Here is a 13,553-nt window from a genome sequence, read left to right on the forward strand (position 1 = left end):
TCTGGCTCTAAAGTTAATGAGTCTGGAGCCTAAGGGAACACGAACCGGCTCTATTGGCTCTGTTGCCAAATCCCGAGAGGGATTCATCTCTCGAATCCAGCGTCGTGGGCGGATGGCATGAGCAGATCGGCACCGCCGACCTACAAGACCCGGAACGGGCCAGCCTACAACGAAGCGCTCGAGCGCCGCGGCTCGCTCAGGATCTGGTTCGGCCCGGCCATGACCGGGGAAGCTCCCACCGGCAAGCGTGGCCGTCAGCCCGACGACAGTGCCGCGATCCAGGCTGTCTGACCATGAAATGCTGTTTGGCATGGTGCGCCGTCACATCTCCACCCATTCAGGCCGGAAAAGCCGCCGCCAAATCGCCCGCGATCCGCGCGCCGTGCTCTGCCGGCAGTTGCGGTGGCTGAGTGAAGTCCAGAACCCCGTCCTTCAGATAGGCCTGGGACGACACGTCGTGGACGTGATGCATCGGCACGACATGGGCATGGGCATGGGCGACATGGATGCCGGTATAGAACAGCGCCACCCGCTCGACCCCGTAGAGCGCCTTCATGTGCCGCGACAGACGTTGCGCGCAGCTGGTGATGCGGTTGGCCAGATCCTCGGGCAGATCCTCGAACCAGGGATGGTGCTGCTTGGGAATGATCAGGCAATGCCCGGGGCGGATCGGATGCAGGTCGAGAAAGGCCAGGATATGGTCATCCTCATGCACGCGATGCGCGGGCAATTCACCGCGCGCGATACGGCAGAACAGGCAGTCGTCTCCGGACATGGGCAACCTCCTTGGCGGGGCGCGGCCGTAAGGGCCGCGCGACGGGGATCAGTAGCGGTAATGCTCGGGCTTGAACGGGCCTTCCGGCGTCACGCCGATGTAATCGGCCTGTTCGCGCGACAGCCGGGTCAGCTTGACGCCGATCCGATCCAGGTGCAGCCGCGCGACCTTTTCGTCCAGTGCCTTGGGCAGGATATAGACCCCCGGCGCATAGTCGTCGCCCTTGGTCCACAGCTCGATCTGCGCCAGCACCTGGTTGGTGAAGCTGGCCGACATGACGAAGCTCGGGTGGCCGGTGGCATTGCCGAGGTTCAAGAGCCGCCCCTCGGACAGCAGGATGATGCGGCTGCCCGAGGGCATCTCGATCATGTCCACTTGGTCCTTGATATTGGTCCATTTGTGGTTCTTCAGCGCCGCGACCTGGATCTCGTTGTCGAAATGGCCGATGTTGCCGACGATGGCCATGTCCTTCATCTCGCGCATGTGCTCGATGCGGATCACGTCCTTGTTGCCGGTGGTGGTGACGAAGATGTCGGCGCTGGCGACCACATCCTCCAGCACCACGACCTCGAACCCGTCCATGGCGGCCTGAAGCGCGCAGATCGGATCGACCTCGGTGACCTTGACCCGGGCGCCGGCGCCGCGCAGCGAGGCGGCCGAGCCCTTGCCGACGTCGCCATAGCCGCAGACCACGGCGACCTTGCCGGCCATCATCACGTCGGTGGCGCGGCGGATGCCGTCGACCAGCGATTCCTTGCAGCCGTATTTATTGTCGAATTTCGACTTGGTGACCGAGTCGTTCACGTTGATCGCCGGGAAGGGCAGCAGCCCCTTCTTGTGCAGGTCATAGAGGCGATGCACGCCGGTCGTGGTTTCCTCGGACACGCCGCGCAGCGCCGCGCGTTGGCGGGTGAACCAGCCGGGCGCGGCCGCCAGCCGCTTGCGGATCTGCGCGAACAGCGCCTCTTCCTCTTCGCTGGTCGGCACGTCGATCAGCCCGGTCTCGCCGGCCTCGACCCGCGCGCCCAGCAGCACATACATGGTCGCGTCGCCGCCGTCGTCCAGGATCATGTTGGCAGTGCCTTCCGCGAACTGGAAGATCTGGTCGGTATAGGACCAGTATTCCGGCAGCGTCTCGCCCTTGATGGCAAAGACCGGGATGCCGGCCTTGGCGATCGCCGCCGCGGCATGGTCCTGGGTCGAGAAGATGTTGCAGGACGCCCAGCGCACCTCGGCGCCCAAGGCCACCAGCGTCTCGATCAGCACCGCGGTCTGCACGGTCATGTGCAGCGAGCCGGCGATGCGGGCGCCGGCCAGCGGCTTCGCTTCGCCGTATTCGGCGCGCAGGGCCATCAGCCCGGGCATCTCGGTCTCGGCGATGTCCAGCTCCTTGCGGCCGAAATCGGCCAGGGAGATGTCACGGATGATGTGGTCGGTCATGGATGCCTCGCGCAGCTTGTCGCGGCGGCCATACCATTCCCGGCGCTGCGGCGCAAATCAGCCGTTGAGCCCGGCCTTGGTAAAGAACACCCCCGGATTGGCGCCGTCGCTGAAGCCGATGCCCGAGGCGATGACGCAACTGGTGGCATCCGGCCGCTCCAGCACCACCGTCCAGGTGCCCATCAGCGCCGAGCCCCACAGCGCGGTGCCCTCATGCCCGGCGGCGACCCTTTCCTCGCCGAAATCGTGGCTCAGGGTCGATTCCACCTCGGCCTTGCGGTCGCACCAGGGCTGGTCGCCGCCGGCATCGTCGGACAGCGGCAGCGTGCGGGCCATCTCGCGCACCTCGCGCGGGTCCATGCCCGCCACCGCCGACCAGCCGCGCGGATTGGCCAGGTTCTGCTCGCGGCTCATGGTGGTGGCCATCGCCGGGGCGGCGCCCGTCATCAGCGCCGGGGCGGCGACGGCCAGCGCCAGAACGGCGGGGACAAGGCGGGTCAGCAGGGTCTTGGTCATCAGATCAACCTTTCGCTTGGCAGCGGGTTCGCGGGCAAAACGCCGCCCCGCGCGGCAAGGTTCCGCAAGTGTTCCATGCTGGCGGCGCGGGCGCGGATGGCCTAGAACCAGACCGGGGCCAGAACCAAGGGGGGCGGAATGGCGATCTTGCTGGCGGATGTGGGCGGCACCAATGCGCGCATGGTGCTGGCGCGGGACGGTGCGCTGGACCCGGGCTCGATCACCCGCTTTCGCGGCGACGACCACGCCAGCTTCGACGATGTGGTGACCGCCTATCTGTCGCAGCAGGGCAGCCCGCAGATCGAGGCGGTCTGCGTCGCCGTCGCCGGCCCGGTCTGGGGCCACGAGGCGCGGCTGACCAACCGCGACTGGGATTTCTCGGAAGCCCGGCTCTGCGCCCTGACCGGCGCGCCGCGCGCCCGGCTCATCAACGACCTGATCGCGCTGGGCTATGCCACGCCGGCGTTGGACGGCGCGGCGGCGGGCTTCCTGCGCGTCCCGGCCGAGGCCGCGCTGTCGAACGGCCAGCGCCTGGTGGTCAATGCCGGCACCGGCTTCAACGTCTGCGCCGTCAAGGTGCTGCCCGGCGGGGGAATCGCCTGCCTCGAAGCCGAGGAAGGCCACACCCGCCTGCCACTGTCGGTCGCAGCGCCGCTGGCGCAGGCGCTGGGCGACAAGGCGGGCCAAGTCGATTCGGTCGAGGAACTGTTCGCCGGCCGCGGCCTCGCGCGCCTGCACGCGCTGCGCAGCGGCACGGCCCCGGCGCGGGCCGAGACCGTGACCGATGCCGCGGCCCAGGGCGACGCCGAGGCGCTGCGCACGCTGGCGCTTTATGCCCGGCTCCTCGGCCTCTTGTGCCGGGAACTTGCCTTGCGATTCATGCCGATGGACGGGATGTTCCTGACCGGCAGCGTGGCGCGGACCTGCGCCGACCGCTTTGCGATCTTCGAGGCGGCCTTCCTGTCCGACCCGCTGATGGCGCGGATTCCGCAGGCGGTTCCGGTCGGGGTGATCCGCGACGACATGGCTGCGCTGCATGGCTGTCTTGCCGCGATCCGCTGAAATTTGCCCGAATCCGGCCTGCCGTGCTGGATTTTGTTAACGCTCCCTGCAATGCTGCCGCAAAACGCGAAAAGCAGGGCAGACGGGCAATGAAAAGCTGGATCAGGGCAGGGGCATCGGCCGCAATCGTGCTGGGCGCGGGGGCGGGCGTGGTGATGGCCCAATCCTCGGGGCCCTCCTCCTCCTCGCCCTTCTCGGGGCTTTTCGGCGGCAAGGGCGGCAATGCCAGCTCGCCCGTCGATGTCGATTTCAGCGTCCGGGGCGGCGACGACGAGCTGCTGCCGCAGATCCGCGCCACCTCTCTGCTGGTCAGCGCGCAGGACGAGGGGCGGGTGACCGGCCAGGACATGCTGGCGGCGGCGCGCGGCGACTATGCCCGCATCCTGGGCGTGCTCTACGACAACGGCTATTTCTCGGCGTTGATCGACATCACCCTGGACGGGACCGAGGCCGCGACCATCGCGCCGCTCGACGCGCCGAAGCTGGTGCGCAAGGTCGTGGTGCAGGTCGATCCCGGGCCGCGCTTCCGCTACAGCCGGGCCGAGATCGCGCCGGTCGCGCCCGGCACCGAACTGCCCAGCGAATACCACACCGGCGCCATCGCCCGCACCAACGACATGAAGGGCGCGGCCACCGCCGCCGTCTCGGGCTGGCGCGACGTGGGCCATGCCAAGGCCGATGTGGCGGAAACCCGGATCATCGCCGATCACGCCACCAACAAGATCGACAGCCGCATCCTGCTGGCGCCCGGCCCCGAGCTGCGTTTCGGCAAACTGACCATCCGCGGCGAAAAGCGCATGGACCCGCGCCGGCTGCGCAAGATCGCCGGCTTCCCCGAGGGCGAGAAATTCGACCCCGAGAAGCTCGAGGATGTCAGGAAGCGCCTGCGCCGCTCGGGCGTGTTCTCGGCCATCACCCTGACCGAGGCGGATTATATCGGCCCCGGCAATACGCTGGACGTGGACCTGCTGGTGGTCGAACAGAAGCTGCGCCGGCTGGGCGCCGGCTTTGAATATTCCAACACCGACGGGCTGGCGCTGACCGCCTATTGGATCAACCGCAACCTGTTCCGCGGCGGCGAGCGGCTGCGCGTCGATGCCGGCGTTTCCGACATCGGCGGCGACACCGGGCGCGACTATAATCTGGGCGTGCGCATCGACCGGCCGGCGACGATCACCGCCGACACCACCGGCTATGTGCTGGCCCAGGTCGTCAGCCAGCAGGAAGAGGATTACGACCTCAAGTCCGGCACCTTCGGCCTGGGCTTCACCTGGCTGCCCAGCGACGAGCTGACCGCCGACGTGGCGCTGCAATATCGCGCGCTGCGGGTCGACGACGATTCGGGCCAGACCGACTTCCGGCTGTTCGCGCTGCCGGCCTCGGTCACCTGGGACAAGCGCGACGACCAGAACGACGCCAAGCGCGGCTACTGGCTGTCGGGCGGCGTGACCCCCTTCGTGGGCTTGCAGGACGAGACCGGCTCGGGGGCGCAGATCACCGCCGAGGGCCGGGCCTATTACAGTTTCGGCCAGGACGACCGCTTCACCCTGGCCGGCCGTGCCCGGCTCGGCACCGTCGCCGGCCCCGACATCGAGGAAACCCCGCGCGACTATCTGTTCTGGTCGGGCGGCGGCGGCACCGTGCGCGGCCATTCCTATGAATCGCTGGGCGTCGAGGTGATCCAGGGCCCGGACGGCCCGGTCAAGACCGGCGGCATGTCCATCGTCACCCTGACCGCCGAGACCCGCATCCAGGTCCGCGAGAAGATCGGCCTGGCGATCTTTGCCGACGCCGGCCGGGTGTGGGAGGACAGCACCTGGTCCGGTGCCAGCGGCTGGCAGGCCGGCGCCGGTGCGGGCATCCGCTACAAGACCCCGATCGGCCCGCTGCGCTTCGACCTCGCCACGCCGGTCGGCGGCGGCGATGGCGACGACGGCGGGGTGCAGGTCTATATCGGTCTGGGGCAGGCATTCTGATGCGCGATCTGGCTTACCGTTTCCTCTTCGCCCTTTGCCTCGTCTTGGCCGCGCCTTTGGCCGCCATGGCGCAGGACAGCGCCGCCGAGATCTCGCAGCAGGTCGAGGACGACAAGGGCTTCATCACCCGCTTCCTGCAGGAAAAGCTGTCCGGCGCCGGCCGCGACGTGCAGATCGACGGTTTCCGCGGCGCGCTGTCGTCCCGCGCGACCTTCGACCGCATGACCATCGCCGACGACGACGGCGTCTGGATCACCCTGGAAAACGGCGCCATGAGCTGGAGCCGCTCGGCGCTGCTGTCGCGCCGCATCCAGATCGACGAGCTGTCGGCCGAACGCATCATCCTGCCCCGCCTGCCCGGCACCGGCGAAAGCGCGCCCAAGGCCGAGGCGCGGGAATTCTCGCTGCCGCAGCTGCCGGTCAGCGTGAACATCGACAAGATCCAGGTCGGCCGGGTCGAGCTGGGCCAGCCGATCATCGGGCAAGAGGCGGTGATCGCCATCGACGGCGCCATGAACCTGGAGAACGGCGAGGGCCAGACCAAGCTGACCATCGACCGCGTCGACGGCCCGCGCGGCCAGTTCCTGCTGGACGCGGGCTTTTCCAACGAGACCCGGGTGCTGGCGCTGGACCTGCGGCTGGACGAGGACAGGAACGGCCTGTTCACCAATATCGTCAAGATGAACGGCCGCCCGGCCGTGCAGGCGCAGATCTCGGGCACCGGGCCGCTGTCGGACTATACCGCGAAGATCGCGCTGATGACCGACGGCGCGCCGCGGGTGCAGGGCACCGTCGCGGTGCGTTCCGAACAGCGCGACGGCGCCGCGGGCACGGCCTTCCTGGCGCAGCTCGACGGCGACATCGCCTCGCTGACCGCGCCCCAGAACCAGCAGTTCTTCGCGGGCACCTCGCAGATCCGCGCCGAGGGCTGGCGCGGCGCCGATGGCCGGCTTCTGGTGCCGGAGCTCAAGGTCACCACCGGGGCGCTGGACCTGGCGGGCTCGGTCGCGACCACCGCCCAGGGCGCGCCGGAAAGCGCGCATCTAACGCTGCTTCTGGGCCAGGACGCCGGCGCCACGCAGCTGCCGGTCGCGGTGCCCTTCGGCGACACGCCGATGACCGTGACCTCGGGCAACCTGCGGCTGGACTATGACGCGGCGCAGGGCGCGGGCTGGGTCTTGAAGGGCCGCGTCGGCGACATGACCCGGCCCGACCTGACGCTCACCGAGCTGCGGCTCGACGGTCGCGGCCGGGTGGTGCTGACCGAGGCCCAGGCGCTGTCCGAGGTGCGCGGCTGGGTCGCCTTCGGCATGGACGCGGTGAAACCCACCGACCCCGGCCTGGCCGAGGCGCTGGGCGACACGCTGAACGGCGGCCTGAACTTCGCCTTCACCCCCGGCAATGCGCTGAAATTCTGGGGCATGAACATCAACGGCAAGGGCTATGGCTTCAAGGGCGAGGCCGAGGTCTCGGGCCTGAAAAGCGGCCTTGCCATCGCCGGCGACATCACCGCCACGCATGACGACCTGTCGCATTTCTCGCGCCTGGCCGGGCGGGCCTTGGGCGGACGGGCCGAGGCGGCGATCAGGGGCCGCTATGTCCTGCTGGGCAAGGCCTTCGACCTGGACACCCAGGTCAAGGGCCAGGACATCCGCATCGGGCAAGAGCAGGCCGACCGCATGCTGGCCGGCGAATCGACCATCGACCTGTCGGCCAGGCGCGACGGCACCGGCATCCAGCTGCGCAAGCTGACCGTCAACGCCCAGAACCTGACGGCCGAGGCGCAGGGTTACCTGAACAGCAATGCCAGCGACGTGACGGCGACGATCTCGATGCCCGACCTGTCGGTGGCCGACCCGCAATATGCGGGCGCGGTGCGGACCCAGGCGCATCTGACCGGCCCGCAGGGCGGCCGCAAGCTGGCGCTGGAGGGCAAGGCGCAGGACCTGACCCTGGGCCGGCCCGAGATCGACGGCGCCTTCAAGGGCGAGACCGACCTGGTGATCGAGCTCTTGGAAAGCGCCGGCGCCTATCAGTTGCAACAATTCAGCCTGCAGAACCCGCAGCTCGACGCCCAGGGCAAGGGCAGCTTTTCGATGCAGGCGCTGGACGGCGAGCTTTCCGTCGCCATGCCCGACCTTTCGGTGCTGGGCCGCGGCTTCTCGGGCGGGGTGGTGCTGCAAGGCACCGCGTCCAGGCAGGGCAATGCCCGCAGGCTGGAGCTGACCGGGCGCGGCACCGACCTGCGCTTCGGCCAGCAGGACGTGGACGGCGCGCTGACCGGCGTCACCGACCTGAAACTCTCCGCGCGCGAGCAGGGCGGCGAATTCACCATCGACAGCTTCAACCTGCAGAACCAGCAGATGCAGGCCACGGCGCAGGGCACCATCGGCCAGGCGACCGACATGACCGGCGCGGTCAGCATCAAGTCGCTGGCCAGCTTCGGCCGCGGCTGGCGCGGGTCGCTGCAGGCGCAGGGCAGCTTCAAGGACGCGGGCGACGGCGCGCGCCGGCTGGACGTGACCGGCACCGGCACCGACCTGTCCTTTGGCCAGGCCCAGGTGGACGGCGCGCTGGCCGGCCAGACCCGGCTTGCCGTGCAGGGGACCGAGCGCGGCGGCGTCTTCACCATCGACACCGCGACGGTGCAGAACCCGCGCCTGAACGTGGACGCCGCCGGCACGCTCGGCAAGGGCGCCACCGACCTGACCGCCAACCTGCGCGCCGACGACCTGCGCTTTCTCGGCCGCGGCTTCCGCGGCGCGGTGCAGGCCCAGGGCCGGGTGCAGGACCAGCCGGACGGCACCCGCGCCATCACCGCCACCGGCAATGCCAGCAACCTTGCCGTCGGCAATGCCCAGGCCGATGCCGTGCTGGCCGGCCAGACCCGGATCGAGCTTGCCGCGACCCAGCGCGCCGACGGCAGCCTGACCGTCAGCCGGCTGCGGGCGCAGAACCCGCAGCTCTCCGTCACCGGCGACGGCAGCCCGTCCGAGGGGCTGAACCTCGACGCCCGGCTGGCCGACCTGGGCCTGCTGGTGCAGGGCTTCCCGGGGCCGGCGACGGTCAAGGGCACCATCCGCAACGCCGGTCCGACCTATGACGTGAACCTGACCGCGACCGGCCCGGGCGACACCCAGGCCCGCGTCACCGGCACCGCCGCGACCAGCCTGGCGACCGCCGATATCCGCATCGAGGGCACCAGCAACGCCGCTGCCGCCAACCCGTTCCTGCGCACCCGCTCGGTCGAAGGGCCGCTGAGCTTCGATCTGCGGCTGAACGGCAAGCCGGCGCTGGAATCGCTTTCCGGCCGGGTGGCGCTGACGGGCGGCCGGCTGGCCGAGCCGCGCTTCGGCTTGGCCGTGGGCAGCCTGAACGCCAATGCCGATTTCAACGCTGGCCGCATCGACGTGGACGTGCGCGGCGCGGTCGAGGCCGGCGGCACCATCACCGTCAGCGGCCCGGTCAACCTGACCGGCAGCCGGCAGATGAACCTGGACGTGCGGCTGGCGAATGTCGTGCTGCGCGACCCGAATCTCTATGAAACCCGGGTCAACGGCGCGATCAATGTCGCCGGCACGGTGGGGCAGGGGCCGCTGGTCTCGGGCCGCATCGACGTCGGCCATACGGAACTGCGCATCCCCTCGACGGGCCTCGGCGGCGCGCGGGCGATTCCCGACATCATCCACCGCTCGGAACGGCCGCCGCAGCGCCAGACCCGGGCCAAGGCCGGGCTGCTGGAATTCCCCAGCCCCGACGCGATCGCCGCCGGCATGACCTCGCCGCCGGCGATCCCGCCGGCCAATCCGGCGCGCTTCGACCTGCTGATCTCGGCCCCCGACCAGGTCTTCCTGCGCGGCCGCGGCGTCGATGCCGAACTGGGCGGCGAGATCCGCCTGACCGGCAACGCGCGCCAGCCGATCCCGATCGGCAAGCTGGAACTGATCCGCGGTCGCGTCGACCTGCTCGGCAAGCGTTTCGACATGACCGAGGGCATCATCGAATTGCAGGGCAGCCTGGTCCCGGTGATCCGGCTGGTGGCCGAGACGCACCAGGACGACATCACCACCCGCATCATCATCGACGGCGAGGCCTACGACCCCGAGATCACCTTCGAATCCTCGCCCGAAATGCCGCAGGAAGAGGTGCTGTCGCAGCTGCTGTTCGGGCGCGGCCTCGACAATATCAGCGCCTTGCAGGCGGCGCAGCTTGCCAGCGCCGTGGCGACGCTCGCCGGCAAGGGCGGCGAGGGCATCATCGGCCGGCTGCGCGCCTCGACCGGGCTCGACGATCTGGACCTTGCCACCGACGACCAGGGCAATGTCTCGGTCCGCGCCGGAAAATATCTGTCGGAAAACCTCTATACCGACGTGCAGGTCGGCGGCGACGGCAAGACGCAGTTGAACCTGAACCTCGACATCAACAAGGCGCTGACCGCGCGCGGCTCGGTGGACAGCGAGGGCGAAAGCGCCATCGGCCTGTTCTACGAACGCGACTACTGACGCGCCCCGCGCCCGTTCGGCCCAAAGGCCCCGCCCGCGAAACCCGCAGGCGGGGCCTTGATCTTGGCAGCGACCTTCATTAGTTAGCTAACTAATGAAGGCGACTCATCTGTCGCCGACGGAAATAACCCATGCCCGATCGCGAAACCATGATCTTCGACACGCTCACCGCGCTGACCCGCAGCATCCGCGCCGCCTTCGAGATGCGGGTCGAGCGTTACGGCCTGACCTTCGCCCGCGCCCGCCTGCTGACCGCCATCGGCCGCGACGAGGGCGCGAGCCAGGCTCAGCTTGCCACCACGCTGGGCATCGAGACGCCGACGCTGAAGCGGCTCTTGGACGCGCTGGAACAGCAGGGCCTGGCCGAGCGCCGGGCGCTGCCGGGCGACGCGCGCAAGCATGCCGTGCACCTGACCGAAGCCGCCCGCATCGAGCCCCTACTGGGCTTTCGCGCCGAGGTCGATGCCGCGCTGTCCGAGGGCATCCCCGAGGACGACCTCGCCGCCACCCGCCGCACGCTGGCCCGCATGGCCGAGAACGCCGAAAAGCTGCGCCAGCCATGAGCGACGCCGCCACCCCGGCCGCCCCGCCGCCCTTCGTGCCGAAATCCCCGGCCATGACGCTGGCCTATATCGGCGCCTCGCTGACCATCGGCATGACGCAAGGTCTGGCGCAGGGCTTCGTCAGCAGCAATCTCCCGCAGATCGCCGGCGACCTTGGCGCCACCCAGACCCAAGCCGGCTGGCTCATGGCGGCCTTCCTGATCCCGCGCGCCTCGCTGCCCCTGATGCTGATCAAGATCCGCACGCAATTCGGCCTGCGCCGCTTTGCCGAGATCGCCATCCTGCTCTACCTGCTGGTCTCGCTGGCGGCGCTGGCGATCTCGGACCTGCGCTCGGCCATCGTGGTGCAGTTCTTCGCCGGCGCCGCCGCCGCGCCGCTGTCCACGCTCGGCTTCATGTACATGCTGGAACCGCTGCCCCCGGCCTGGAAGATGCGCCTTGGCCTGCCCATGGTCATGGCCATGCTCTCGGCCGGGCCGTCGCTCGCGCGCGTGATCTCGCCCAGCCTGATGGGGGACCTGGGCTGGGGCCCGCTGCACCTGATGTCACTGGGGCTGGCGGCGGTGTCGCTGGCGCTGGTCTATGCCCTGCCGCTGGCCTCGCTGCCGCGCGTCAAGGTGATCGCGGCCATGGACCTGGTCAGCTGGGTGCTGATCGCCATCGGCTTCGGCAGCCTGACCGCCGCCTTCACCATGGGAGCGACCTTCTGGTGGACCGACACGCCCTGGATCGGCTGGGTGCTGGCCCTGGCCGCCGTCACCCTGACCGGCGTGGTGGTGATCGAGCTGCACCGCAAGACGCCGCTTCTGGACATCCGCTGGCTCACCAGCCCGGCCATGGTGCACCTGACCATCGCCCTGCTGGTGTTTCGCCTGGTGCTGTCGGAACAAAGCTCGGGCGCGCCGCGCATGTTCCAGATCCTCGGCGTGACCCAGGGCCAGCTGGTGCCGCTGTTCGCCATCATCACCGCCGCCACCGTGCTGGGTGGCCTCGCGCTGATCCCGGTGATCAAGCCCGAGCGCGTGCCGGTGCTGCACCTGGTCGCGCTGGTGCTGTTCTGCACCGGCGCCTTCATGGACAGCCATTCGACCATCGACACAAGACCGGCGCAGATGATGCTGAGCCAGGCGCTGATCGCCTTTTCCGGCACCTTCTACCTGGCGCCGGCGATGATGCAGGGGCTGGTCGCGGCGCTGGCCAAGGGGCCGAACTACCTGCTGTCCTTCGTCGTGGTCTTCATCTCGACCCAGTCGCTGGGCGGGGCCATGGGCTCGGGCCTGTTCTCGACCTTCATCAACCACCGCCAGGCCCTGCACCTGCAGGTCCTGCGCGAAGAGCTGACGGCCGCCGATCCCCAGACCACCGCCGCCATCGCCCAGAACATGGCGGCGCTGGCCTCGCAGATCCCCGACGCGGCCCTACGCAAGGCGCAGGCGGTGGCGCTGATCGCCCAGGACGCCAGCAATCAGGCCTATGTCATGGCCTATAACGACGCCTATCTCCTGACCTTCCTGGTGGCGGCGACGGCGCTTTGCGCATTGCTGCTCCACATCTTCCGCGACTGGCTGGCCGCGCGCCGCCAGCCTGCCAACCCCGAGCCCGCGAAATGACCAAGAACCACCTGATCCCCACGCTGATCGCCCTTGTCGCCGGCCTCGCCGGCCTGCTGATCGTGCTCTACGCCTGGCATCTGCCGCCGTTCCATTCCGCGCATCCGCAGACCGAGAACGCCTATATCCGCGGCAAGATCACCACCGTCGCGCCGCAGCTCTCGGGCTATGTCGCCGCGGTCGAGGTGCAGGACTTCCAGACCGTGCGCCAGGGCCAGGTCGTCGCCCGCATCGACGACCGGCAATACCGCCAGAAGCGCGCGCAGGCCCAGGCCGCGCTGGAAGGCGCCGAGGCCGCGCTGAAGATCCAGCAGCAATCGGTGCATTCCGCCCAGGCCAGCCTGCAATCGGCCGAGGCCGCGCTTTCCGCCGCCGAGGCCGCCCGCGACACCGCGAAATCGACTTGGGACCGGGCGAGCGCCCTGCAATCGCGCGGCGTCACCGCGCAAAGCTCGGCCGACCAGTCCGAACTGGCGCTGCGCCAGGCCGAGGCCGGCGTGACGCAAGCGCAAAGCGCCATCGCCGTCGCGCGCGAGACCGTCAACGGCGCCGAGGTCGGCCTTGCCGCGAAGCGCGCCGAGATCGCCTCGGCCAGGGCGGCGGTGGAGCTGGCGCAGATCGATCTCGACAATACCGTGATCCGCGCCCCCTCGGACGGCCGGCTGGGCCAGCTCGGCGTGCGGCAGGGGCAATATGTCACCGCCGGCACCGCGCTGGTCAGCCATGTCGGCCCCGAGGTCTGGGTGATCGCGAACTTCAAGGAAACCCAGCTGCACGGCGTCCGCATCGGCGACCGCGCCACCTTCACCGTGGACGCCATGCAGCACCGCAGCTTCACCGGCCGCATTGAGGCCTTCTCGCCCGCCACCGCCTCGGAATTCAGCCTGCTCTCGGGTTCCAATGCCACCGGCAACTTCACCAAGGTGGCGCAGCGCCTGCCGGTGCGGATCGCGATCGACCCGGGGCAGGAGATGTCGGAATACCTGGAGCCCGGGCTGTCCGTGGTGGTGACGGTGGACGAGGGCTCGGGCGAGCGTTCCGCCAGCGCCGGCGCGCTGGTCATGGGGCATGAGGGCTAGGGTCAGGACCCATTGATTATACCCTTGTTC

The 13,553-nt window shown here is 69.3% G+C and carries 9 protein-coding genes and 1 pseudogene; 7 read left to right on the plus strand and 3 right to left on the minus strand.

The features are described 5' to 3' along the window. Positions 1-117: 117 nt before the first annotated feature. A pseudogene (locus E3D03_RS18935) lies at positions 118-322 on the plus strand (IS5/IS1182 family transposase); the annotation flags it as partial. Between the two features lie 15 nt (positions 323-337). Here the strand turns inward: E3D03_RS18935 and E3D03_RS18940 are convergent. Genes E3D03_RS18940 through E3D03_RS18950 form a run of 3 tightly spaced genes read right to left on the minus strand, consistent with a single transcriptional unit; the run spans position 338 to position 2,731 of the window. Next, positions 338-775 (minus strand): HIT family protein, encoded by a 438-nt coding sequence (locus E3D03_RS18940; protein WP_263568237.1) that lies wholly within the window; start codon positions 773-775, stop codon positions 338-340. A gap of 48 nt (positions 776-823) precedes the next feature. Further along, entirely contained in the window at positions 824-2,215 is a 1,392-nt protein-coding gene (gene ahcY, locus E3D03_RS18945; RefSeq protein ID WP_263568238.1) for an adenosylhomocysteinase, read from the minus strand. A gap of 57 nt (positions 2,216-2,272) precedes the next feature. Beyond that, entirely contained in the window at positions 2,273-2,731 is a 459-nt protein-coding gene (locus tag E3D03_RS18950; RefSeq protein WP_263568239.1) for a hypothetical protein, read from the minus strand. 138 nt (positions 2,732-2,869) lie between these two features. Here E3D03_RS18950 and E3D03_RS18955 point away from each other — a divergent pair, with 138 nt between their 5' ends. The 6 genes from E3D03_RS18955 to E3D03_RS18980 all read left to right on the plus strand — a co-directional run bounded on the left by E3D03_RS18955 (position 2,870) and on the right by E3D03_RS18980 (position 13,523). After that, positions 2,870-3,793 (plus strand): glucokinase, encoded by a 924-nt coding sequence (locus E3D03_RS18955; protein ID WP_263568240.1) that lies wholly within the window; start codon positions 2,870-2,872, stop codon positions 3,791-3,793. Between the two features lie 89 nt (positions 3,794-3,882). Next, complete coding sequence (locus E3D03_RS18960) at positions 3,883-5,769, plus strand: autotransporter assembly complex protein TamA (protein WP_263568241.1); 1,887 nt, start codon at positions 3,883-3,885, stop codon at positions 5,767-5,769. Further along, the gene (locus E3D03_RS18965) at positions 5,769-10,271 is read left to right on the plus strand and encodes a translocation/assembly module TamB domain-containing protein (RefSeq protein ID WP_263568242.1); all 4,503 of its coding nucleotides are present in this window, start codon (positions 5,769-5,771) and stop codon (positions 10,269-10,271) included. The genes E3D03_RS18960 and E3D03_RS18965 overlap by 1 nt, the downstream gene beginning before the upstream one ends. Before the next feature lie 131 nt (positions 10,272-10,402). Continuing rightward, a complete protein-coding gene (locus tag E3D03_RS18970; protein WP_263568243.1) occupies positions 10,403-10,834 on the plus strand; it encodes a MarR family winged helix-turn-helix transcriptional regulator in 432 nt (143 codons plus the stop codon). Continuing rightward, positions 10,831-12,444, plus strand: coding sequence for an MFS transporter (locus E3D03_RS18975; RefSeq protein ID WP_263568244.1), 1,614 nt, complete (start codon positions 10,831-10,833; stop codon positions 12,442-12,444). Before E3D03_RS18970 ends, E3D03_RS18975 begins: the two co-directional genes overlap by 4 nt. Continuing rightward, the gene (locus E3D03_RS18980) at positions 12,441-13,523 is read left to right on the plus strand and encodes an HlyD family secretion protein (protein WP_263568245.1); all 1,083 of its coding nucleotides are present in this window, start codon (positions 12,441-12,443) and stop codon (positions 13,521-13,523) included. The genes E3D03_RS18975 and E3D03_RS18980 overlap by 4 nt, the downstream gene beginning before the upstream one ends. The last annotated feature ends 30 nt before the right edge of the window (positions 13,524-13,553 follow it).

This window comes from Paracoccus sp. DMF (assembly GCF_004407025.1).
Lineage (GTDB): Bacteria > Pseudomonadota > Alphaproteobacteria > Rhodobacterales > Rhodobacteraceae > Paracoccus > Paracoccus aminovorans_B.

What these genes read in the sequence shown, in the direction of transcription:
- E3D03_RS18950 (WP_263568239.1), bottom strand. Translation starts at nt 2,731, where the DNA reads ATGACCAAGACCCTGCTGACCCGCCTTGTCCCCGCCGTTCTGGCGCTG.
- E3D03_RS18965 (WP_263568242.1), top strand. Translation starts at nt 5,769, where the DNA reads ATGCGCGATCTGGCTTACCGTTTCCTCTTCGCCCTTTGCCTCGTCTTG.
- E3D03_RS18955 (WP_263568240.1), top strand. Translation starts at nt 2,870, where the DNA reads ATGGCGATCTTGCTGGCGGATGTGGGCGGCACCAATGCGCGCATGGTG.
- ahcY (WP_263568238.1), bottom strand. Translation starts at nt 2,215, where the DNA reads ATGACCGACCACATCATCCGTGACATCTCCCTGGCCGATTTCGGCCGC.
- E3D03_RS18970 (WP_263568243.1), top strand. Translation starts at nt 10,403, where the DNA reads ATGCCCGATCGCGAAACCATGATCTTCGACACGCTCACCGCGCTGACC.
- E3D03_RS18960 (WP_263568241.1), top strand. Translation starts at nt 3,883, where the DNA reads ATGAAAAGCTGGATCAGGGCAGGGGCATCGGCCGCAATCGTGCTGGGC.
- E3D03_RS18980 (WP_263568245.1), top strand. Translation starts at nt 12,441, where the DNA reads ATGACCAAGAACCACCTGATCCCCACGCTGATCGCCCTTGTCGCCGGC.
- E3D03_RS18975 (WP_263568244.1), top strand. Translation starts at nt 10,831, where the DNA reads ATGAGCGACGCCGCCACCCCGGCCGCCCCGCCGCCCTTCGTGCCGAAA.
- E3D03_RS18940 (WP_263568237.1), bottom strand. Translation starts at nt 775, where the DNA reads ATGTCCGGAGACGACTGCCTGTTCTGCCGTATCGCGCGCGGTGAATTG.